This window comes from Caballeronia sp. INML1, from assembly GCF_023631085.1.
Taxonomy (GTDB): domain Bacteria; phylum Pseudomonadota; class Gammaproteobacteria; order Burkholderiales; family Burkholderiaceae; genus Caballeronia; species Caballeronia turbans.
The window spans coordinates 126629-147386 of sequence record NZ_JALQDT010000055.1; the positions used below are offsets into that span (position 1 = coordinate 126629).

Sequence of the window (20758 nt, forward strand, 5' to 3'; positions counted from 1 at the left end):
ATAGATAGCAAGCTCTGAGCCTGTTTCGGGGGCGGCATCCAGATGCGGCCCTTCTGCTGTCCGGTGACGGCACCGCGACGTCCCTTATCAATCGTTCCCCATGCTGACAGGCGCTCTAGCAAACCTGCGAACCTCCCTCCCGTTGAGTGAGGGTGGACCCTACGGCACCACTGCGGCCTTCGGAAGTTTTCGTCGAGCCTCCCCGCGGGCCGCCGCAAAACTTGCATTCGACCCTTCCCCCCGCTATACCTCAAAGAATCGGTAGTAAATCTGTAAGGAACAGGTTGTTGCCCGGGTGCTCGCACTTCCCGCCGGCGTGAAGTCTCGTCTGGACTGCGGGCAGCGTTCGAATCCTAAGACCGAAAAAGGAAACGACATGTACCAGCAGACCTACAACCCGTTGGGCAACGTATTCCTTTCGACGATCGTCGCGGCCATCCCCATTCTGACGCTGCTCTACTTCATCGCGCTGCATCGCCATCGCGATTCGCAGGGCAACGTCCATCTCGGCATTTCAGCGCCTTACGCGGCGTTGTTCGGCGTGATCGCCGCGTTCATCGTCTCCTGTCTGGTGTTCCGGATGCCGGTGGCCTCGGCGGTGTCGGCGTTCGCGCTCGGCTCGCTGTCCGGTTTTCTCGGCATCATCTGGATCGTGCTGGCCGCGATGTTCCTTTACACGATGAGCGTCGTCACCGGCAAGTTCGAGATCGTCAAGGAATCGATCGTCCATATCTCGTTCGACCGCAGGCTGCAATGCGTGCTGATTGCGTTTTCGTTCGGCGCGATCATCGAAGGCACGTCCGGATTCGGCACGCCCGTGGCGATCGCCGGCGCGGTGATGGTCGGGCTCGGCTTCAGGCCGTTTCAGTCCGCCGTGCTCAACCTGCTCGCGAATACGGCGCCGGTCGCGTGGGGCGCGATCGGCACGCCGATCGTCACGCTCGCCGCCGTGAGCGAGCTCGATCAGGTCACGCTCTCCGCGATGGCCGGCCACCAGTTGCCGTTCGTATCGCTGCTCGTGCCGTTCTGGCTCGTCGCGACCTTCGTGAAGATGGAGGGCGGATCCTGGAAGGAAGTCTTCGAAGTCTGGCCGGCGATGCTGTGCGCGGGCGGATCGTTCGCGCTGATGCAGTTTTACGCGTCCGGAAGTCACGCGCTCCATCTGATGACCGATGTGGTGTCGGGCGTGTTTTCGGTGATCTGCACGGCGCTGTTCCTGCGCTTCGTCTGGCATCCGAAGACGCGCTTTCTGCTCAGGTCCGAGCGCGAGGCGCTCGCGCGGCAGGGCAAGAGCACGGCCACGGTCGCGACCGACAAGTCGGAGTGGAAGTACAAATACTCTGTCGGCGAAACCGTGTATGCGTGGATGCCCTGGGTGATTCTGATCGCGTGTTGCGCGCTGTGGGGCGTGCCCGAATTCAAGAAATTCCTCAACAGCCTGTTCGCCGGTGTCACCTTCTCGACGACGCTCCTCGGCTCGCCCTTCAAAGGCACGCTGTCCTTGCCCGTCTGGGACATGCCCGCGCTGCACAACCTCGTGCATCGGATGCCGCCGGTCGCGCCCGTCAACGCCAAAGCGGAAGCGGCCCGCTTCACGATCAACTGGCTATCGGCGGCGGGCACCGGCGTGTTCGTCGCGGCCATGCTGTCGGGCTTCGTGCTGCGTCTGTCCGCCGTGCAATGGAAGGACGCCTTCATGCAGACCATGCGCCGCATGAAGATTCCCGTGCTGGTGATCGCGCAGGTGCTGGGCCTCGGCTTTCTTACGCGCTACTCGGGCACCGACGCGGTGCTCGGACTCGCTTTCACGGGCGCGGGCGTGTTCTACCCGTTCTTCGCGGCGTTCCTCGGTTGGCTCGGCGTGTTCCTGACCGGTTCGGACACGGCGTCGAACGCGCTCTTCGGCAGTTTGCAGCGCATCACCGCGCAACAGCTCAACCTGAATCCAATCCTGATCGTCGCGACGAATTCGACGGGCGGCGTGATGGGCAAGATGATCGATGCGCAATCGATCATGGTCGCATGCGCCGCGTGCTACGACGATCCCAAGGAACGCGCTTTTGCGCTCGGGCCGATCTTCCGGACCGTGTTCTTCCATTCGATCGCGGGCGCGGCGGTGATCGGCGTGATTGCGATGCTGCAGGCGTATGTGTTTCCGTGGATGATTCCGGTGCCGCCGCAATGACGCCAGCTCAATAACGCGCGTAAACGATGCCGAGTATCTTCGCCTCGTCGTCGAAGATTTCGAGCATGTCGGTGAGCGCCTGCACCGGCCCCGCGTTAATGACGAAGCATGCGTAGGCGGGACGCGGGCCGCTCTTCGCGTCTAGGTAGCCCGGCATGCTCATCGCGACCATCTGACCGTTGGTCACGGTCGCACCGCTTTTGACGCTGACGTGCGCCCTGCCGGCGACATTCTTGCCGGTGTAGCCCGCGTCACTCAGCGAACGCCCCACCAACTCGCGGCGCGACATGTCCCGCTGGATCGCAAGATAGTTGCGGAAGTCATTGAGTAGTCGGAGATGCCCGTACTGCTCATGCTCGATCATGGCCTCGAGCGACTTGTCACGTTCACCAGCGACACAAGAGAATGCGCACCGGAACCTTATATAACGAGAATGGACTGGACATCACGTGAGTGAGTGAGTGGAATCGCCGTCGCACCGCAAGTGCCCCTCCTCGCATGGCAATGAGATACAGATAGCAAGACGACCACGTGTCTGCCCAATGAAACGTCGACCGGCAGTAGTACGTCGTCTTCCTCACCGCCCGTAATGGCCGGATCGCGCACCTGCGCGAATATTTCGATCGCCGTTCATACCGCTGCGGTTACCGTTCACGCCCGGCGTCGATGTTGCGGGCACCGTCATCGCGGTAGGACGCAACGTCACCACGCTGGCACCAGGCGACGAGGTGATGGGGTTTATCGGCATCGTCGGTGCCTTCGCCACGCGCGCTGTTGTCGACGCTGCCCGGCTTGCGCGCAAACCGGCGTCCCTTGGTTTCCTCGAGGCGGCTGCGGTTCCCGCTGCGTCGCTCAACGGCCTGGCAGGCGCTGCACGAGTATGGCGCGTTGCAGGCCGGTCAGACAGTTCTGATTCATGCCGCAGCAGGTGGTGTGGGCAGCGTCGCTGTGCAACTTGCGAGACTGGCGGGCGCCCACGTGAGCGCCACCGCGTCGGCCGGCAATCGGGACTAGGTGCAAAGCCTCGGCGCCACGGACGTGATCGACTACAACCGAGAACATTTTGCGGCGCGCACATCGAAATTCGATGTGGTGCTGGACCTGGTGGGTGGCGATACGCAGGCCCGATCGTGGTCCGTGCTGAAGCCGGGAGGAACACTAGCGTCTACCGTCAGCAAGCCGGACCCAGTCCTTGGCAACCATGTCGGTGCCACCGGCAAAAACTTCGCCACGCGCGCCGATGAAGCGCTGCTTACAACGTTAGCCGCCCTCCATGGCTCAGGCCAATTGGGCACGCACATCGATTCGGTCTTCCCTTTTCCAAAGGCAAGCCATGCTCTTGCACGGAGCATGAGCGGCCACGTGCGCGGGAAGGTGATACTCGATATGGGCGCTTATCGAAGCTCAGGTCCCGAAGCGGACCGCCGGCGAGAGCGTAAATGATTCGCGCATGTCCCGCACCTCTTCGACCGGTGTCCGGCCAAACAGGCGCTTGAACTCCCGGCTGAACTGAGACGCGCTTTCGTACCCAACGCGTCCGGCTGCCGCCGCCGCAGTCACACCATCACGGATCATCATGAGGCGCGCCTGATGAAGGCGGGTGGACTTGATGTACTGGATCGGCGATGTCTGGGTCACCGTACGGAAATTAGCGTGAAACGCGGGAACGCTCATGCCCGCTTCCTCGGCAAGACGCGCGACGTTGAGCGGCTCCGCATATTCGGTGTGGATCCGCTTGAGTGCCCGCGCCACTCGTCCGAAGCGGCCGTGATGTGCCAGCGCCGCACGCATTGCCGCACCCTGCTCGCCAGTGAGTACGCGATAGCAGATTTCGCGCACGATCGCCGGCCCCAGTACCTGTGCATCGAGCGGCTCAGTCAACGCTTCCAGCAACCGTATTGTCGCGCCCGCGAGCTTGTCGTCCAGCGGTGTGGAGACGATGCCTGCTGGCGCCGCTTCGGGATGCTGCCTAGCCGCACCGATGTGCGCGATGAGCTCGCTCAGTTCGAGCAGGTCCAGCCGGATTGATACCGCAAGCATTGGCTCGTCCGGCGAGGCCTGCGTTTCCGTCGAGAACGGTAGGGGGACGGACAGCACGAGATAGTGCTGCGCATCGTAGACGTACACCTCGTTGCCAAGGAATCCAAGCTTGCGCCCCTGGCAAACGATCACGATGCTCGGCTCGTACAAAACGGGCGTGCGCCCGAGCGGGCGATCAGATCGCATCAGCCGCACGGTATCGAGCGCCGACTGGGTGTAACCCTCGCTGGGTGCAAGTTTCTCCAGTAGCCGGACCATCCGGATGGAAACCGGATTGCGATTGTTTCGCACCACGCTCTCCCGAAGTTTCGACAGACAGCATTTTATTCACCTCCGCTGTATGCGCCAACCGAATCAATAGGATTAGGCAACGATGGCATCGCTCCATGTATTCGCCTGCGATGCCGTCTTTCCTACCATTCATTCACCGGCCGATGAACACATAGCGGTTCAACAGGCCGAGCTCCGGCAAGGTCGTCCTCCGCGCTATCAGTGACAGGCGCGGCCAATTTCGAACCAACAATAGGAGTATGCAAGATGGCAATCTCATCCACCGAGTCCAAAGTTATTCTGATCACCGGCGCAAGCAGCGGCATTGGCGAAGGCGCCGCCCGTTTGCTCGCGGCGCAAGGCCATCGGCTTGTCATCGGCGCGCGCCGCACCGACCGGCTCGTCGAGCTGACGGAGTCGCTGCAGTCAGCCGGCGGCATCGTCCGCTACCGCGAACTCGACGTCACCTCATCCGAGGACGTCGCGGCCTTCGCCCGCTTTGCGCTCGATACGTTTGGCCGCATTGACGTGCTTGTCAACAATGCCGGGGTGATGCCCTTGTCGCCGTTGAACGCGCTGAAGGTAACCGAGTGGAACCGGATGATTGACGTGAACATCCGTGGCGTACTGCACGGCATTGCGGCGGTCCTGCCGGCCATGGAGCAGCAGGGCCAAGGCCAGATCATCAATATCTCGTCGATCGGTGGGCTATCCGTAACGCCGACCGCAGCCGTCTACTGCGCCACCAAGTTTGCCGTGCGCGCCATTTCCGACGGGCTGCGTCAGGAGACCGACAAGGTCCGCGTGACGGTGATCTGCCCGGGCGTCGTGGAGTCCGAACTGGCCGATTCGATTTCCGACGACACCGCACGGTCGGCCATGCAGGAGTTCCGCCGCATTGCCATCGCACCTGACGCCATCGCTCGCGCCATCGCCTACGCCGTAGAGCAGCCGGCGGATGTCGACGTCAGCGAAATAGTCGTGCGGCCTACCGCAAGCCCGTTCTGAAAGTTGGGCACCTATCACTCAACCGATCTGGCCAACCATCAAGGAAACCATCATGACATCACGCAATCGAGAAACCGGAACGTTCGCGGGCAAAATCGCTATCGTTACCGGCGCGGCCAGCGGCATTGGCCTGGCGACTACGGAACTGCTCCATGCCCAGGGTGCAGACGTAATCGCGGTGGGGCGCAGCGCCAATGTCGAGGCGCTTGCCCGCCCCGGCATCGTGCCCCTCATCGCCGACGTGGCCCGCGAGGAAAGCGCGGTGCAGGCTGTCGCAGCTGCGGTGGACAGATTCGGCAAGCTCGACATCCTCGTCAACAATGCCGCGATCATCATCAACAAGCCCGTCGTCGAAATGTCGCTTGAAGACTGGAACAGCATCCAGTCAGTCAATGCCACAGGTGCGTTTCTGTTCTCACGCGAAGCCATGCGCGTGATGGTGCCGGCAAAGACCGGCGCCATCGTCAACGTGGGTTCGTACGCGTGCTATCAGGCATTCCCGACGATCGCAGCCTATGCGGCCTCGAAGGGCGCGCTGGCGCAATTGACGCGCGCCTTGTCGCTGGAAGCCATCGACCATGGCATTCGCGTCAACGCGGTCGGGTCGGGCGACGTCATCACCAACATCACCAATCACATCCACGCTGACGGTCAGGCATTCCTCGCCGAGCACGGCAAAAAGGCGCCGATCCGCCGCGCGGCCCACCCGAAGGAAATTGCAGAGGTGATTGCTTTCCTGGCCTCGGAAAAGGCCAGCTTCATGGTTGGCGCCGTAGTGATGGCCGATGGCGGCATGAGCGTCGCACTCCCGTAAAGACATTGCACACCCGACTTTTCTACTCGAGGACTTTCATCATGAAATCAGCATCCCGTACCTGGTTTATCACTGGTGCATCGAAAGGCGTCGGCCAGAAGCTCGTCCGTCATCTGCTTGAGCAAGGCCACCGCGTGGCCGCGACCTCGCGCACCGCAGCTTCGCTGACGGAAGCGTTCGGTCAGGCATCCGACCACTTCCTTCCGCTCGAAGTGGACCTTACCAGCGAACAGAGCATCCGACAGGCAATCGAGAAGTCCGTGCAGACATTTGGCGCCATCGATGTGGTCGTGAATAACGCCGGATATGCTCAGCAAGGAACGGTCGAGGCACTGTCCGAAGGTGAGCTTCGTCAGAATTTCGAAGTTAACTTCTTTGCCCCAGCGGCTGTACTGCGCCATGCGCTGCCGCATCTGCGCAGGCAGCGCAGCGGACACATCATCAACATCTCGTCGATTGTTGGCTACCAGGGCGGATATGCCGGCTGGGGCAGCTACGTTTCGAGCAAGTTCGCGCTGGCGGGTTTGACGGAGTCGCTGGCCGCCGAAGTTGCTGAACTCGGCATTCGCGCTACGGTGGTGTATCCGGGCCCGGTCCGCACCGACTTCCTGTCGAACGGGGCGCTGGCAGTGGCAAAGCGGCAGATCGACGATTATTCGGAGGCGAAGGCGTCGCTCGACCTGCACCTGGACACGCTGCACGGCCATCAGGCGGGAGACCCAGACAAGCTGGCACTGCTGATCATCCAGGCAGCCAGTGTCGAGACACCGCCCTTGCATCTGTTCGCCGGCAGGATCGCCAACGACCTCGCAGCAGTCAAGGCCAAAGCAGTCGCTCAGGATCTCGACGCGTGGAGGGGCTCTTCCGAAGCCACCGACTTCGCGGACTGAGTCCTGGCGAAAGCCTCCGGTACTGAAGGAGGCGCTGGTGCTTACCACCGGCTAGTTCATTTCTTTGGTGCTGCAACAGCCATAGGCTGTTGCGCCCTGCGACTACCAGATGCGCTCTTTTGCAATCGCATTTGTCTCAAGGAACAGGAACCATGAGAAACGAAACGTCAAAAGTATGGCTCGTGACCGGCTGCTCGACTGGTTTCGGGCGCTTTATCGCTGAACATCTTCTCAATAGCGGCGATAAGATCGTCGCTACCGCCCGCAAGTCGGAAACGATCGCCGAATTGCAATGGAAGGGGGATGCGATTGTTCTACCCTTGGATGTCACAGATCGGGAGCAGTGCCGGAAAGTGGTCGAAGCCGCAGAAGCACATTTCGCCCGGATCGATGTTCTGATCAACAATGCGGGTATCGGCTTTTTCGGAGCGGTGGAAGAAACCGCGGAATCCGACGCGCGGCGACTGCTCGAGGTAAATTTCTTCGGCACTGCAAATATGATTCATGCTGTGTTGCCCGGGATGCGCGCGCGCCGCAGCGGAATGATCGTCAACCTGACTTCGATCGGCGGAATGGTCGGGTTTACGGGCGTCGGTTACTACTGTGCCAGCAAGTTTGCCGTGGAGGGACTGTCGGACACGCTCCGCAAAGAGGTCGAACCATTAGGCATCAAGATCATGACCGTCGAGCCAAGCGGCTTTCGAACGGAATGGCCGAGTTCCTCAGGTGAAGCTCAAACTATCATCGAAGATTATGACCGCACGGCCGGCGACGCTCGCCGCGCTTATCACGCCTCGGTAGGGCACCAGCGGGGCAACCCGGCGCGTGCTGCCGAAGCAATTCGAGAAGCAGCGCTTGCCGCCCAATCGAGCTCGAGAGTCTTATGACCAACCGCGAGTCCCGCATGAGCGCGGAAAGTCGATACTTTCATTTTGGGCACCTACTGACATGTTCAGACGACGAAGCAGCTTTTTGTCGGATCTTGGTTCCCCCCGGTTTTTTTGCAAGGACCTGCGCGCCCGTCGTGACAACGCGCCAGACGGCCATTTCAAAAGAGAAGTGAAACATCGCCACAATATTGGCGTTCTAATGAGGTTTCCGAAAAGTCGACACTTTATTGTCTCGCTGAGGATTCCCTAGAATTTCATTCTGAGCATGAAGCCCAGCGTGAATGGGAGATCGCTCGACGGTATCGGCGGAATCAGAATGATATTCGCGCCGACGTGCTTGTATTCGAGCATGATGAGCGGCGCGGCCACGGGCCCGACCATATGGTTATGCCCGATGCCATAACTGCCGTAGTCGTAGCCGGAGATGAGGCCGGCCATCACGGCGAGCCTGATGTAGTTCCAGTGAAGAAAGTCCGGGCCCCAGACGCCGCCGCCATAGAACGATGGCTTCGACAGCGAATTGCGGAAGTAGCCGCCCGTTACCGCCCATTGCGGCGCGACCCAGCATTCCGCGCCGATGCCGGGATTGAACTGCTCGAAATCCTTGTCCGGATGAAAGTGATGCGAAGCGACCATCGCGTCGATCCAGAGGCCGTCTCCACACCAGCTCGCGTGCGCGGCTGGTGTCCAGGCCGACGCGGCGACGGCGACGGCCGTCAACACGTGCGCGCGGAAGGTTCGGAAACGGGACAGCCATGTGCGCATGGGTTCTCCGCCGTCGCGCGCAGGCGATGGCGCCTTTTTTGAGATGGAGGTCGAGGCGAACTCTACCTGATCGCCGCATTTTTGTGTGTGCTGACGAAAAGCGCGTGACGGCTTGCGCACGCTTTCATGATCTCGGCGAAACTTGTCGAAATTTTCTTGTACGTGTATCCGAGGCAAAGCGCGATGAACGTTTATAAGTGTCTCGTTCCTTTTCTGGCGGCGGCCGCGCTGACGGCGTGCACGCCGCTGCAGGTCGTTACGCATCATGTGTCGTCGAGCGAATCGAGCGTGCCGCCGGGACGTTATCAGCTCGATCCGCATCACTGGAACGTAAGCTTCGACGTCGATCATTTTCACTACTCGCGCTTCGTCATCCGATTCGACAGGACAACCGCGCAACTCGACTGGAATGCGGACGGCATGTCGCGAAGCTCGGTGCGTGCGACCATCGACGCGTCGAGCGTCAACACCAACGTGCCGCTACTCGACCGCATGTTGAAAGGGCCGGACATGTTCGATGTCGAGCGGTATCCGAGCATCGTTTTCGTCAGCACGGCTTTTCAGCGCACGGGCGACGACAAAGGTGTATTGACGGGCGACCTGACGATACGCGGCACGACGAAGCCCGTTACGCTGAACGTGACCTTCAACGGGCATGCGGTCAATCCGCTTACGAAGCAGGAAACGCTGGGCTTTTCAGCCGATGGACATTTCAGCCGCGCGAAGTTCGGATTGACGACGTGGTATCCAGCCGTCGGCGACGATGTGCACGTCGCCATTCAGGCCGAATTTTCGAAAGCGCCGGCTGTTTCTGCTCAATGACAAGCCAATGACGAGCAGCGTTCAAGCTGCGGTCCAGTCGAGCACGACCTTGCCGCTGTTCCCGGAGAGCATCGTGTCGAACGCCTGCTGATAGTCGTCGACGGCAAAGGTGTGTGTGAGGATCGGCGATAAATCGAGGCCGCTTTGCAGCATCGCGACCATCTTGTACCAGGTCTCGAACATCTCGCGTCCGTAAATGCCCTTGATTTCGAGTCCCTTGAAGATCACCTGATTCCAGTCGATCGCGGTCTGTGCCGGCGGAATGCCGAGCAGCGCGACCTTGCCGCCGTGATTCATCGATTCGAGCATCGCCGTGAATGCGCTCGGCACACCCGACATTTCCAGACCGACGTCGAAGCCTTCGGTCATGCCGAGTTCGCTCATCACGTCACGCAGGTTTTCGTTCGCAACATTGACCGCGCGCGTCGCGCCCATCTTGCGGGCGAGTTCGAGGCGATAGTCGTTGACATCGGTGATGACGACGTTGCGGGCGCCCACATGCCGCGCGATCGCGGCGGCCATCACGCCAATCGGCCCGGCGCCGGTAATCAGTACGTCTTCGCCGACGAGATTGAAGGAAAGCGCAGTGTGCGTCGCGTTGCCGAACGGATCGAAGATGGCGGCGAGATCGTCGGAGATATCGGGCGGAATCTTGAATGCGTTGAACGCAGGAATCACGAGATATTCCGCGAACGCGCCTTCGCGGTTCACGCCAACGCCGACCGTGTTGCGGCACAAGTGACGACGGCCCGCGCGACAGTTGCGGCAGAAGCCGCAGGTGATATGGCCTTCACCGGACACGCGATCGCCGATGGCGAATCCGCGCACTTCCTGACCCATCTCCACGATTTCGCCGACGTACTCGTGCCCGACATGCATCGGCACAGGAATTGTCTTCTGTGCCCAATCGTCCCACTTCCAGATGTGGATGTCGGTGCCGCAAATCGCTGTCTTGCGGATCCGGATGAGAACGTCGTTGTGGCCGACTTCGGGCCGCTTCACGCGCGTCAACGTGAGGCCGGGTGCGCGTTCGAGTTTGGCGAGGGCTTTCATTGCGTTTGTTCCTGACGTGTGGTCTTCGTGGTGCTTCTTCGAAGGTCGAGGGCTCGTGGCCCGTTCCTCGTGGTTTATGCGCATAAAGTCCGCGGTGCTGCTCAGCGGATGACGCCGAGCGAGCGGCCGACGCGCGCGAACGCATCGACTGCGCGATCGATCTGTTCGGGCGTATGCGCCGCACTCATCTGCGTGCGGATGCGCGCGCGTCCCTTGGGTACGACGGGGTAGGAGAAGCCGATTACATAGACGCCTTCTTCGAGCAACGCATCGGCCATCTTCGAGGCGAGTTGCGCGTCGCCGAGCATGACCGGGATGATCGGATGTTCGCCGGGGACAAGGTCGAAGCCGAGCGAGGACATCGCGCGGCGGAAGTGCGCGCCGTTCTCGCGGACACGCCGGCGCAATGTCGCGCCTTCAGCGCTGTCGAGCAGTTCGAGCACCTTCAGCGATGCCGCCGCGATACTCGGCGCCAACGAGTTAGAGAACAGATACGGCCGACTACGCTGACGCAGCAGGTCGGTGACCTCCTTGTGCGCGGCGACATAGCCGCCTGATGCGCCGCCGAGCGCCTTGCCGAGCGTTCCGGTGATGATGTCCACGCGATCCAGTACGCCGCAGTGCTCCGGCGTTCCGCGTCCGCCTTCGCCGATGAAGCCCACGGCGTGCGAGTCGTCGACCATCACAAGCGCGCCGTAACGGTCGGCGAGATCGCAGATCCCGGCAAGGTTCGCGATGATGCCGTCCATCGAGAAGACGCCGTCGGTCGCAATCAGTTTGAAGCGTGCGCCGGCGGCGTCGGCTTCCTGGAGGCGCGCCTCGAGATCCGCGAGGTCGTTGTTCTTGTAGCGCAGACGCCGCGCCTTCGAAAGCCGCACGCCGTCGATGATGCTGGCGTGATTGAGCTCGTCGCTAATGATGGCGTCTTCCTCTGTCAGCAGCGTCTCGAAAAGGCCGCCGTTCGCGTCGAAGCAACTGGAATAAAGAATTGCGTCGTCGGTGCCAAGAAATTGCGCGATCGCCTGCTCGAGTTCCTTGTGCACGGTCTGCGTGCCGCAGATGAACCGTACGGACGCCATGCCGAAACCGTCGGCGTCGAGACCAGCCTTCGCGGCCTCGATGAGGCGGCGATCGTCCGCAAGACCGAGGTAGTTGTTGGCGCAGAAGTTCAGCACGCCGCTTCCGTTCGCGAGCCGGATATCTGATGACTGCGGGCTTGCGATTACGCGCTCCGTTTTATAGAAGCCTGCAGAGCGAATTTCGTCGAGTGTCGAACGCAGATGGGAGAGATATCGGTCTTTCATCGCAATCCTTTGTTTGGCCTGATCGTGGTGTCCGGCCGCGCAGTGCGCGCGAGCGGCCCTTAGCCCTGTTATAGTGCATTCATCGCATCGGACACGTTCGATATTTCGAACTTATTTTCGATATGCCGAACACTTTAAGGGATTGATCGATTCATGGCAAGCACGGTTTCGGAAGGAAAAACAGGCGACCTCGCGGGGGCCGGTGCGACGCCACCGCGCGTCGGAGAGATCATTCAACGCTTGCGCAATGAACGGAAGCTGACGCTCGACGATTTATCGCGGGCGGCCGGCGTGTCGAAGTCGATGCTGTCGGAAATCGAGCGCGACAAGGCGAATCCGACGATTGCGGTCGCCTGGCGACTGACCAACGCGCTCGGCATCAGTCTGGATCAATTGTTCGCGCAGCAGAGGCCGGTCGAAGCAATCCGCGTTGCCGGGCCGCACGAAATACCGACGTTGACCGGCGATAACGGTGGTTATCAGTTGCGTGTGTGGGGACCGATAGAACTAGCGGGCAAATTCGAATGGTATGAACTCACACTGCAATCGGGCGCCGCGCTCACGTCGAACGCGCATGAACCGGGGACGCGTGAGCACGTGACGGTGCTAAACGGGACGATCGAAGTGGATGCGTCGGGTTCGACGCGTCGGCTCAAAGCGGGAGAAACGGCGCGCTACGCGGCGGACGAAGCGCATGCGGTCCGCAACGTCGGACGCGCGGAAGCCAAGGCGCTGCTCGTGGTGATTCACGGCTGACGCGTCCGCGGCAACTTTATGCGCACAAAGCCCGCGACAATAGTTCACCCGCAATGAAAAACGGGACGCGCATCGGAGCACGTCCCGCCGGAAACGGCGCCAACGTCGCGGCGCCGAAACGCCCGTCTTACGGGTTCTTCTTCACAGTGTCCTTCAGATCTTCGCGCGCATCGCCCACGCCTTTCTGGACCTTGCCCGCAGCCTGTTGCAGATCGCCCTTGGCTTCCTGAGCCGTGTCGCCAGTTACCTTCCCGACGCCCTCATTGATCTTGCCCTTGACCTGCTTGCCGACGCCTTCGACTTGATCCTTATTCATCTCAGTTCTCCCGTGGTTTGCAGCGGTGTTGGCCGCGCGGTGCCGTCGAACGCACGCAGTAGCGTCTGCGCGTTCAGCTCGGAAGATTTCCCAAGCATGGTTCCACGATGCGCTTCGACGGCCGGCACGCATAGCAGCGAATGTCTGAATCGCACGTAGGCGGAATCGCACATACACCCGGGTCGAGTAGCGCGACGCTATTTTCATTGCAACAAGTACTGTATGTTTATACAGTATAATGAGACCGGTTGGGAAAAGGGGTGAATCATGGAGTCGAATGGCGAGAACCTGAGCAGGCGGCAGTTTGCCCGCGCCGTGCGCGACCTGGAGCGCATCACGCGTCAGATCGCAGGGCGTTACATCGACAAAGGCGTGCCGTTGACCTGGCGGCTATTGCACGCAATCGAGGCCGAGGCCGTCGCGGACCTCGGGTTTGCCGGACGGCACGAAGCCGCATTGCGTGAACTGTTTGCGCGTCCCGACGACTTTCATTTCCCTGAGACGGACGACGTAGTCGATGTTGCATCGTCCGACGCGTTGCCCGCCGTTTTCGCTTTCGCCGTAGACGCTTACGAGCGCGCAGCCCGACAAGGGCAACCGCGGGCGGTCATCGGCGCGCACTGACGTGGCACCCGGGGACGCGGCGATGCCGACGTCCCCGGTTCCATCTCACCCGGCATCGAATAGCTTCAAGGCGCAAAGTCGGCCGACATGTCCGCATCGGAACGCGCTTCGAGCTTGCCGTTCCGACACGCGGCACGAAACACCTCGTAATCCTTCTCCACCTGATCCGCGTAGCTCCGCCCGTAACGCACCAGCACTTCGGCCATGCGATCGCTGTTGCCGAGATAGCCCGAAATGTCCGGCGCGCGTCCGCCTGCCTTCGCGTGCGCGCGGGCAAGTGCCCAGCCGCAAAGCGCGGCGTATTCGCGAAAGGCGTCGTCGCTCAGGTTTTCGAGTTCGGCGGAAATTTTCATGTCGCGCAACTGACGGATGTACAGCGTACGTCCGAGCGGCCCTGTCGCCCAGCCGAGGAACGGGTCCGTGGCCGCCTGCATCAGACGTTGACCATGAACGACGCGCTGTCCATCGTGCCCGGAATGGTCCACGTCTCTCGCGTGCTTCGCGTATCTCGCGACAACCGACGTCGATGCTTCCTTCATCTGCAAAAAAAGCGGTTTGTCGTGGTGGTCGGTTAGCAACAGGACGAAGCAACGCGTGCCGACACTGCCCACGCCTACCACCTTGAACGCGACGTCCTGCAGCGCGAATTGCGACAGCAGCCTCGCCCGCTCCGGCGTCAGCGTGGCCACGTACTTCAGCATGAGCGCCTCGAAAATCTCGTCGCGCCTGCCTTTCAGCGTCATCCAGCCATCGTTTTTGTCGATCAGCGTGCTCTTGCCCTGAATGTGGAATACGGCAGGCGGCGCATCGCGAATGCGCCAGGCGTCGCAGGTCCGTTCCGCGAGCTTCGGCAGCATCGTCTCGTGCGTGCGGCGCGACGCCCGGTCGATGCCGCGCTTGATGCGCCGCCGCGCGTCCTCGCTCTGCAGCGTGTCGTGCATGCGATCGAAAGTGATGCGCTCGTACCAGAGATCGAGCACGCTCATTTCGGCGTACTCGCGCAGATGCGTCTGATAGCTGCGCGCGGCGCGAAAAGCGAACTCGTCGGCGGCAAGATCTCCGTGGCCGAGATGCCGACCGGCGATCGTGAAGCTCGCAACGAGCCGTTTCAGATCCCATTCCCAGGGTCCGGGCGCGGTTTCGTCGAAGTCGTTGAGATCGAAGATGAGCGCGCGCTCCGGCGTCGCGAATCCGCCGAAATTGGACAAATGACAGTCGCCGCAAATTTGAATCGCGATGCCGCTGTCCGGCGTGGTGGCCAAATCATGCGCCTGCAAAATGGCGCTCCCGCGATAGAAGGTGAACGGCGAAACCAGCATGCGGCCGTAGCGCAAAGGGATCAGCGCACGCACGCGGCCTTCGCTGCTTATCCGCAAGAGCTCGATCGGATCGCGGTCGATGTCGCCAATCGCCTCTTGTGCGCTTCGCGGCGTGCGCTCGCGCGCGGCGCGTCCCGTTGCACGGCGTTGCCGCCAGGATAGCTGGGGCATCACTCACTCCATTTTGCTCTTGTGCTTGCGGGCGGAAGGAAGCCGTATCGACGACAGTAGTGACCAAACGCACCGGCGGCAAGACAGTGTTCGACACTTTTGCGAACACCTCTGCTTGACGTTCCGCGCGTGAAGCCCGACCCTGTGCGCAGTGCAACACAGTGCGCAACGCGCCTTCCGAACACTATGCCGAACACTCCCGATCTTTTTGACCAACAGCGCGCCGACTGGCAGGCCGATCCGCACGCCGCTTTCGATGCATGGCTCGCCCAGCAGTCGTTCCGGGCGTCATCGGCGGATGTGTATCGCGCGCAGTGGGGCAACTTTCTCGAGTGGCTGGCCGCGAAGCGCGCGACGCTGCATACGGTGCAACGTCCCGTGATCGAGCAGTTCGTCGCGCAGCTGGACATCCGACGTCCGCAACGCATGCGCTATCTGAGGCTGATCGAGCGCGTGCTGGATCATGTGCGCGAGGTGGAATCGGCGGCGACGAATCCGGCGCGATTCATCGCTCAGGACGGCAACGCGGCATGGCGCAAAGCGCGCGACAACGAGCCGACCGGGTTTCTCACTCACGACGAGCGGGCGCTGCTCGTCGCGCATCTGTTTTCGCCTATGGGCGCGATGCCGGCCGGGCAGCGCTGGCGCGAGCGACGCGACCGGGCGCTGGTCGCCGTGTTTCTGGGCGGAGGCGTGAAAACGGGCGAAGCGGCGCAATTGACCGTCGACTGCTACGCGGCGGGCGCGCCGTATATCACCGTCGATGCGTCGAACCCGCTGTTGATCCGGCAAGCGCGGCTTGCGCCGTTCGCGGTCGAATTGCTCGACAACTGGATCAGCGAGCGCAAGACGGCAGATCTAGCGGGCGAGCTGCTGTTTCCGGCCGCGTCGTCCGGCCGCCACATGCACAAGGCGACTATGCTGCGCGCGATCGACGCTGTCGTGGCCGCGTCCGGCATCGCCGCATCACGCGTCGCGCGAGCGAGTCCGCAGACGCTGCGCAACACGTACGCGGCGGAACACTTCGAAGACGGAACGGACCCCGAACGCGTCGGGCAATGGCTCGGATTTCAGCAGACGATCTCCGTGCATCGGCTGCTCCGTGCATGGCAGGATTGGATGGGTGAGCAAATACGGGAGCGGGATCTCGCTCAGGCGCGCGTTAGCGGAACGCCCGGCGGGGATTTACACACAGCCGTCGACGATCCCGAAAACCCTCACCTTTGACCCGATACGCCCGCGAGACGGCTCTCACGATGCGCTGACACGCGCCGAGCGGATAAAGCCGTCGACAGCCGCGAGCTTGGATGACGCTGCACCCGATGTCCGCTCGCAGTTCGGGCAGGAGAGTTCGTATTCGTCTTCGTGGCGCTGAAGTTCCGGTTCGCCCGTTTCGCACGCCGGACAGGCGGGGGGCGCCACGACGTGCGCATCCACTTGCGTACCCAGTCTGGCGATTTCGACGGAACTCAGGCGACCCTCGGCCGCCAGCGACGCAATCAACGCACCGACTTCAGCGCTGGCCCCGGACTGGACACGCTGAGCGTCGCGCTCTCGAACGAGCGCATCGATTTCGTCGGACTGCGCCCGCACTTGCGATTCGAGCCGATCCGCGCGACTTCTTGCAGCGCTAAGTTGTTGAATGAAATCAAATTCCTTCTGGCCTGCTTCGCGCGCGCCTGCCTGATAAGTAGCTGCCATGCCGCGCAAGGAGTCGAGCTCGACCAGCATCGGGTGAACGCGTCGTTCAGCTTCCTTGATTGCGTCCTTGATCTGCTGGGCGTAGTGCTCGGTGTTCTGGCGCAATTCGGCTTGCAGTTCGTCGACCCGGTCGCGAAGCCGCGCAGCCGACTCTTGCTCCTGCTGCAGGCGCGCCGCCAGGGTCTCGTTTTCCTTTTCCCAACGCGCGATGACCTCGCGTAGACCGGCCTGAGCGCCCGATCCCTCATTGCGCAGCGCCTTCAGTTCGGCTTCCAGGGCGGCGATCTGTGCAGCGTTGGCTTCGGCGCGTGCCTCCGCACGCTGATGGGCCTGCTCGATCGCCTCGCGACGAATGTTGGCATCCCGAACCTGCGCCTGCGCGGCCTGGACGGCCGCGTTGAGACGAGCTTTGTCGTCGTCGAGAGCTGCGAGTGCGAGTTTTTGAGCCTCGTCATAGAGCGCCGCCAGCAGTTCGCCTGCGCGTTGCTGCAACACCTCCGGCATCGCGCCGGCGTCGATGCGCACGCGCAGCGCCGTGCGCAGGCCCGCCCAAAAGGCTTCGATATCTTTGGGAATGTCGCTCGCGCTGCCCGTCTGTGTGAGTTCGCGGACGGTGGTGACTGAAGGTCGTATGCCGAGGTCGAAGAAAAGCCGCTTGCACGCGTGCTGAGAAAGATCTTGCCGTCGGGCGCCTGCGGTACGCATCGCTTCGATTTCCTGACGCAAGATGTCGCGGGTGTGCTGATTCATGTCCGAGAATAAGCCGTTCAACATAACGATCATAACGTTTTACGTGTTGAACGTTATGAAAATGGTTTGTTGATCTGCACCAATGTCCCTGTCAGACCGCTTCCTGCCGTTTTAAGCATTCGAGCCGGCGTCGTCGAGGTTATTCGTGAAACATCCTGAGATTGTGGCTACAAGCCTATGATTTAGCAAGGGATTTACGATATATGCGTTTTCCGGGCGATGTTTCACGCGTTTTGTATCGCAGCTAGCGAAAGAGACTCAGTGGCGCTTGAGAGTATTAGAAGTAAACACCCTTGAACCTTGTTAACCCTGTTAACGCCGCGGTAAAGCCTTATCCCATAAGGCTTTGCGGTTGATCGGGTGAGATTGTACGGGAACTATGGTGAAGCTATTCGGGAGGGATCGGTGACGGGCTTCGGGACAGTCAGTGAGCACCTGCGGGAGGGATCGTGAGGGGATTCAGGGAGCGTGGTAAACATCTAGGTGAGCGTATTCGGGAGACTAATACCCTGTCGGCGTTGCTATACGTGAATCCTCTCATGCCCAGCAATTGGGGAAAGGTGAGGATTCTCGGGAGGCGGCTAGATGGGGTGTTAACTACATGTATGAAGTAATAATTCCCGACAGGTGAGCGTTTACAGGAAAGGTTCGGGAACGAAGGTGAGTCTTTTCGGGCGAATGTGCAACATTGCGCTGCTCCCTGGTGTAGTTTTGATCGAAGAGTGAGCTTTTTCGGGAGTAATGGACTGGCGGCCGGGGGTGTTGAGCCGCAAGACTGCCCCTCGCGACCGAAACTTTCAGGCTCGACGATGTAAGGTGAGCATTTTCGGGAAGAGACAGCGTAGTACTGGCGAACGTTCTGTAGGAAAAGTACCCAGTTTATGGTGAGGAAATCCGGGATGTCACTTTGTCGAGTTGGATGGAGAGCGAGCGCCGCCGCTTCGTCCTGATGTCGTAACTCCCGTGAAATCAGATAGATAGGCCGAGGCCCGCGTGGTTGTGATGAGGGATGGTGAGCAAATTCGGGAGCGGCTGGTACCGCTAGTTTTCTGTAGCACAGCGTCAAAAGGTGAGGCTTTGCGGGAGCCGGTGTCCGCATAGCCACGCAGTGAAAGCGAGATAGGTGCCCAAAAAGGCGCGTTTTTCCGACGGCGACTCGCAAAGGTGAGCCTTTGCAGGAGCCCGAGGCCGTGCTTTTTGGTTCTTGCGCGCGCTTCAAGACTCAGTCGGTGAGCATTTACGGGAGGTTATTCCGTTGTGCGGACGCCGGGATAGGGCCTCGGCGTACATATAACGTCCGGTCCACCCGACTCGAAGGTGAGAGTTTTCGGGACGTCTTGCTGGGCTGGACGCAGAGTGAAGAGCGTTAGCGCTGGATTTGCACCTCAACCGTCACAATCGCGTGCTAGTTCATGTTCAAGTGCCGGAATGTCTCTCGCGTACCACACCTCATAATGCGCCAAAAAAATCGCAGGTGAGTGTTTTCGGGACCTGCGTTCGGACGTTGCGGGCACTTCCAGAAATCCCCGCATTTCGTTTACCCGTGCGGGCAGTGCTTATATGAGATGAACCCGATTGGTGAGCGGTGAGCGTTTACAGGAGCGCACCGCAGTGAGTCGAATGATTCGGACCAACCTCACCCCTCTATGGTGAAGTCGCCCCTATAGACGCGGTTCACCCCGATGGGTATCCTTGCTCGCAATATCGATCCTGACCATCTCATGGCCACCAAGCGCGCAAAGAAGACCGACGTAGTCAGCCCGAGCTCGGCGGAATTGCGCAAGGCGGTCGAGGCTATTGCGATTCAACCGAAGAGCGGCAAGATCACGCTGCTCACCCGAAAGCTCTTCAATGTGCTCCTCGCAGTCGCTCAGCAGGCTGACGACGCTGGCGACACGTATCGCGCGCTGTTATCGGATATCGTCGCGAACTCTGCGTTCGACTCGAACGATACCGCACTTGTCAAAGAGCATTTGCGTCGCATGGTGTCGGTGCAGGTCGAGTGGAGTACCGGCACGTCGAGCCAGAAGCCCGGTCGGAAATGGGGCATTTCGACGCTGATCGCCGATGCGGAAATTCTCGAAGATCCGACAACACGTCGCGTATGGGTCGAATTCTCTTTCGCGCCCAAAATCAAAAAGAAGCTGCTGGATCCCGTCCAGTATGCGCGACTAAGCCTGCAGTTCCAAAGCCAACTGCGCAGCAGCGCTGGCCTTGCACTCTACGAAATCTGTGTTCGCTACTTGACCAATCCCAGTCATCTGACGATGCGCGAAACGTGGGAGTGGTGGCGGCCGATCCTTTCCGGTACGCCCGACACCGAAGCCGGCGACGAAGCCAAGCGCGAATACAAATACTTCAAGCGCGATTATCTGCGCCCCGCGATTGCCGAGGTGAATGCGGTAACCAACATCTTCGTCGAGTTGGTCGAACATCGTGAAGGGCGGCGGGTCGCTGAAATTCAGTTCCGCGTCACCGAGCGCAAGCAGCCGATGCTGGCGCTCGACGAACATCCGAACGTGTTCGACAGTACGCTCGTTGATCGGATGGTAAAGATTGGCATTCCATTGAAAGACGCGCAGACACTTTACGCAGACAGCGAGGAAAACCGCATCCGCGCGGCGCTCCAGATGACGGAGCAGCGCATGCGCAGCACAACCCTACCGCCGGTTCGCAGCGCAGCGGCTCTTTTTAAGGACGCGCTCAAGAAGGGCTATGCGCCGCCTGTAGAGGCACTGCCCCCCGCAACGAGCGGTACGGCGGTGCGCACGCCAGCGACCGCTTCTGCCGCCGACGATCTCAAGGCCCGCTTGCTGAGCGAGTTTTCGGCCTACCGCCGCAAGGAAGCGCGCGTGCTGTACGACGAGCAAGGTGAGGAAGAACGGGAGATCGCGCGCCAGTCTTTCGAGGAGGATGTGCTTCCGGGGCTGGGCACGCATATGCGCGACGATTGGCGCAAGCGCGGACTGGATTCCAAGCTCGCGGAGACATCCTTCTTCGACTGGTTGGCTCGAAAGACATGGGGCGAGCCTACGGATGGCGACTTGTTGGCATTTACGCTGAGTCAGTCGCGCTGACCG

General features: G+C 60.9%; 19 protein-coding genes and 1 pseudogene. 12 read left to right on the forward strand and 8 right to left on the reverse strand.

The window, feature by feature from the left end; translation table 11 throughout:
• Positions 1-376 precede the first annotated feature (376 nt).
• Positions 377-2185: an L-lactate permease gene (locus NCR38_RS20630; protein ID WP_061120416.1), complete on the forward strand. Its 1809-nt coding sequence runs from the start codon at positions 377-379 to the stop codon at positions 2183-2185.
• A gap of 7 nt (positions 2186-2192) precedes the next feature.
• Here the strand turns inward: NCR38_RS20630 and NCR38_RS20635 are convergent, their stop codons facing one another.
• A complete protein-coding gene (locus NCR38_RS20635; protein WP_061120417.1) occupies positions 2193-2549 on the reverse strand; it encodes a hypothetical protein in 357 nt (118 codons plus the stop codon).
• A 319-nt stretch (positions 2550-2868) separates the two neighbouring features.
• Between NCR38_RS20635 and NCR38_RS34495 the strand changes: the two are divergent.
• Both NCR38_RS34495 and NCR38_RS20640 read left to right on the forward strand, forming a co-directional pair.
• Positions 2869-2931: pseudogene (locus NCR38_RS34495) on the forward strand (hypothetical protein); the annotation flags it as partial.
• A 292-nt stretch (positions 2932-3223) separates the two neighbouring features.
• Positions 3224-3628, forward strand: coding sequence for a zinc-binding dehydrogenase (locus NCR38_RS20640; protein ID WP_250477534.1), 405 nt, complete (start codon positions 3224-3226; stop codon positions 3626-3628).
• Here NCR38_RS20640 and NCR38_RS20645 read toward each other — a convergent pair.
• Positions 3590-4483 (reverse strand): AraC family transcriptional regulator, encoded by an 894-nt coding sequence (locus NCR38_RS20645; RefSeq protein WP_061120418.1) that lies wholly within the window; start codon positions 4481-4483, stop codon positions 3590-3592. The two genes, NCR38_RS20640 and NCR38_RS20645, sit on opposite strands and share 39 nt — an antisense overlap.
• A 279-nt stretch (positions 4484-4762) precedes the next feature.
• Here NCR38_RS20645 and NCR38_RS20650 point away from each other — a divergent pair, with 279 nt between their 5' ends.
• The 4 genes from NCR38_RS20650 to NCR38_RS20665 all read left to right on the forward strand — a co-directional run bounded on the left by NCR38_RS20650 (position 4763) and on the right by NCR38_RS20665 (position 8094).
• Positions 4763-5503 carry an SDR family oxidoreductase gene (locus tag NCR38_RS20650; RefSeq protein WP_086961406.1) on the forward strand — a complete coding sequence of 247 codons (741 nt, stop codon included), beginning with the start codon at positions 4763-4765 and terminating at the stop codon, positions 5501-5503.
• A gap of 52 nt (positions 5504-5555) precedes the next feature.
• Positions 5556-6317 (forward strand): SDR family NAD(P)-dependent oxidoreductase, encoded by a 762-nt coding sequence (locus NCR38_RS20655; protein WP_250477535.1) that lies wholly within the window; start codon positions 5556-5558, stop codon positions 6315-6317.
• Between the two features lie 41 nt (positions 6318-6358).
• Positions 6359-7207 carry an SDR family oxidoreductase gene (locus tag NCR38_RS20660; protein WP_061120420.1) on the forward strand — a complete coding sequence of 283 codons (849 nt, stop codon included), beginning with the start codon at positions 6359-6361 and terminating at the stop codon, positions 7205-7207.
• A gap of 152 nt (positions 7208-7359) precedes the next feature.
• Complete coding sequence (locus tag NCR38_RS20665) at positions 7360-8094, forward strand: oxidoreductase (RefSeq protein ID WP_086961408.1); 735 nt, start codon at positions 7360-7362, stop codon at positions 8092-8094.
• Positions 8095-8343: 249 nt separating this feature from the next.
• On the opposite strand, the gene NCR38_RS20670 is transcribed toward NCR38_RS20665, so the two are convergent.
• Positions 8344-8862: a hypothetical protein gene (locus NCR38_RS20670; RefSeq protein ID WP_061120421.1), complete on the reverse strand. Its 519-nt coding sequence runs from the start codon at positions 8860-8862 to the stop codon at positions 8344-8346.
• A gap of 183 nt (positions 8863-9045) precedes the next feature.
• On the opposite strand from NCR38_RS20670, the gene NCR38_RS20675 reads away from it, so the two are divergent.
• Positions 9046-9684, forward strand: a complete 639-nt coding sequence (locus tag NCR38_RS20675; RefSeq protein WP_061120480.1) for a YceI family protein — start codon at positions 9046-9048, stop codon at positions 9682-9684.
• Between the two features lie 21 nt (positions 9685-9705).
• Here the strand turns inward: NCR38_RS20675 and tdh are convergent, their stop codons facing one another.
• Positions 9706-10737: an L-threonine 3-dehydrogenase gene (tdh, locus tag NCR38_RS20680; RefSeq protein ID WP_061120422.1), complete on the reverse strand. Its 1032-nt coding sequence runs from the start codon at positions 10735-10737 to the stop codon at positions 9706-9708.
• 101 nt (positions 10738-10838) lie between these two features.
• Positions 10839-12041 carry a glycine C-acetyltransferase gene (locus NCR38_RS20685; protein ID WP_061120423.1) on the reverse strand — a complete coding sequence of 401 codons (1203 nt, stop codon included), beginning with the start codon at positions 12039-12041 and terminating at the stop codon, positions 10839-10841.
• A 153-nt stretch (positions 12042-12194) separates the two neighbouring features.
• Here NCR38_RS20685 and NCR38_RS20690 point away from each other — a divergent pair, with 153 nt between their 5' ends.
• Positions 12195-12797 (forward strand): helix-turn-helix domain-containing protein, encoded by a 603-nt coding sequence (locus tag NCR38_RS20690; RefSeq protein ID WP_061120424.1) that lies wholly within the window; start codon positions 12195-12197, stop codon positions 12795-12797.
• A 127-nt stretch (positions 12798-12924) separates the two neighbouring features.
• Here NCR38_RS20690 and NCR38_RS20695 read toward each other — a convergent pair whose 3' ends face one another.
• The gene (locus NCR38_RS20695) at positions 12925-13113 is read right to left on the reverse strand and encodes a CsbD family protein (protein WP_061120425.1); all 189 of its coding nucleotides are present in this window, start codon (positions 13111-13113) and stop codon (positions 12925-12927) included.
• A gap of 267 nt (positions 13114-13380) precedes the next feature.
• Between NCR38_RS20695 and NCR38_RS20700 the strand changes: the two genes are divergently transcribed.
• Positions 13381-13737 carry a DUF2471 family protein gene (locus tag NCR38_RS20700; RefSeq protein ID WP_086961411.1) on the forward strand — a complete coding sequence of 119 codons (357 nt, stop codon included), beginning with the start codon at positions 13381-13383 and terminating at the stop codon, positions 13735-13737.
• Between the two features lie 65 nt (positions 13738-13802).
• Here the strand turns inward: NCR38_RS20700 and NCR38_RS20705 are convergent, their stop codons facing one another.
• Positions 13803-15227 (reverse strand): DUF2252 domain-containing protein, encoded by a 1425-nt coding sequence (locus NCR38_RS20705; protein WP_061120427.1) that lies wholly within the window; start codon positions 15225-15227, stop codon positions 13803-13805.
• Positions 15228-15413: 186 nt separating this feature from the next.
• Between NCR38_RS20705 and NCR38_RS20710 the strand changes: the two genes are divergently transcribed.
• Complete coding sequence (locus NCR38_RS20710; protein WP_061120428.1) at positions 15414-16454, forward strand: tyrosine-type recombinase/integrase; 1041 nt, start codon at positions 15414-15416, stop codon at positions 16452-16454.
• A gap of 24 nt (positions 16455-16478) precedes the next feature.
• Here the strand turns inward: NCR38_RS20710 and NCR38_RS20715 are convergent, their stop codons facing one another.
• Positions 16479-17678: a DNA-binding protein gene (locus NCR38_RS20715; RefSeq protein WP_061120481.1), complete on the reverse strand. Its 1200-nt coding sequence runs from the start codon at positions 17676-17678 to the stop codon at positions 16479-16481.
• A 1721-nt stretch (positions 17679-19399) separates the two neighbouring features.
• Here NCR38_RS20715 and NCR38_RS20720 point away from each other — a divergent pair.
• Positions 19400-20755 carry a replication initiation protein gene (locus tag NCR38_RS20720; protein ID WP_061120429.1) on the forward strand — a complete coding sequence of 452 codons (1356 nt, stop codon included), beginning with the start codon at positions 19400-19402 and terminating at the stop codon, positions 20753-20755.
• Positions 20756-20758 lie beyond the last annotated feature (3 nt).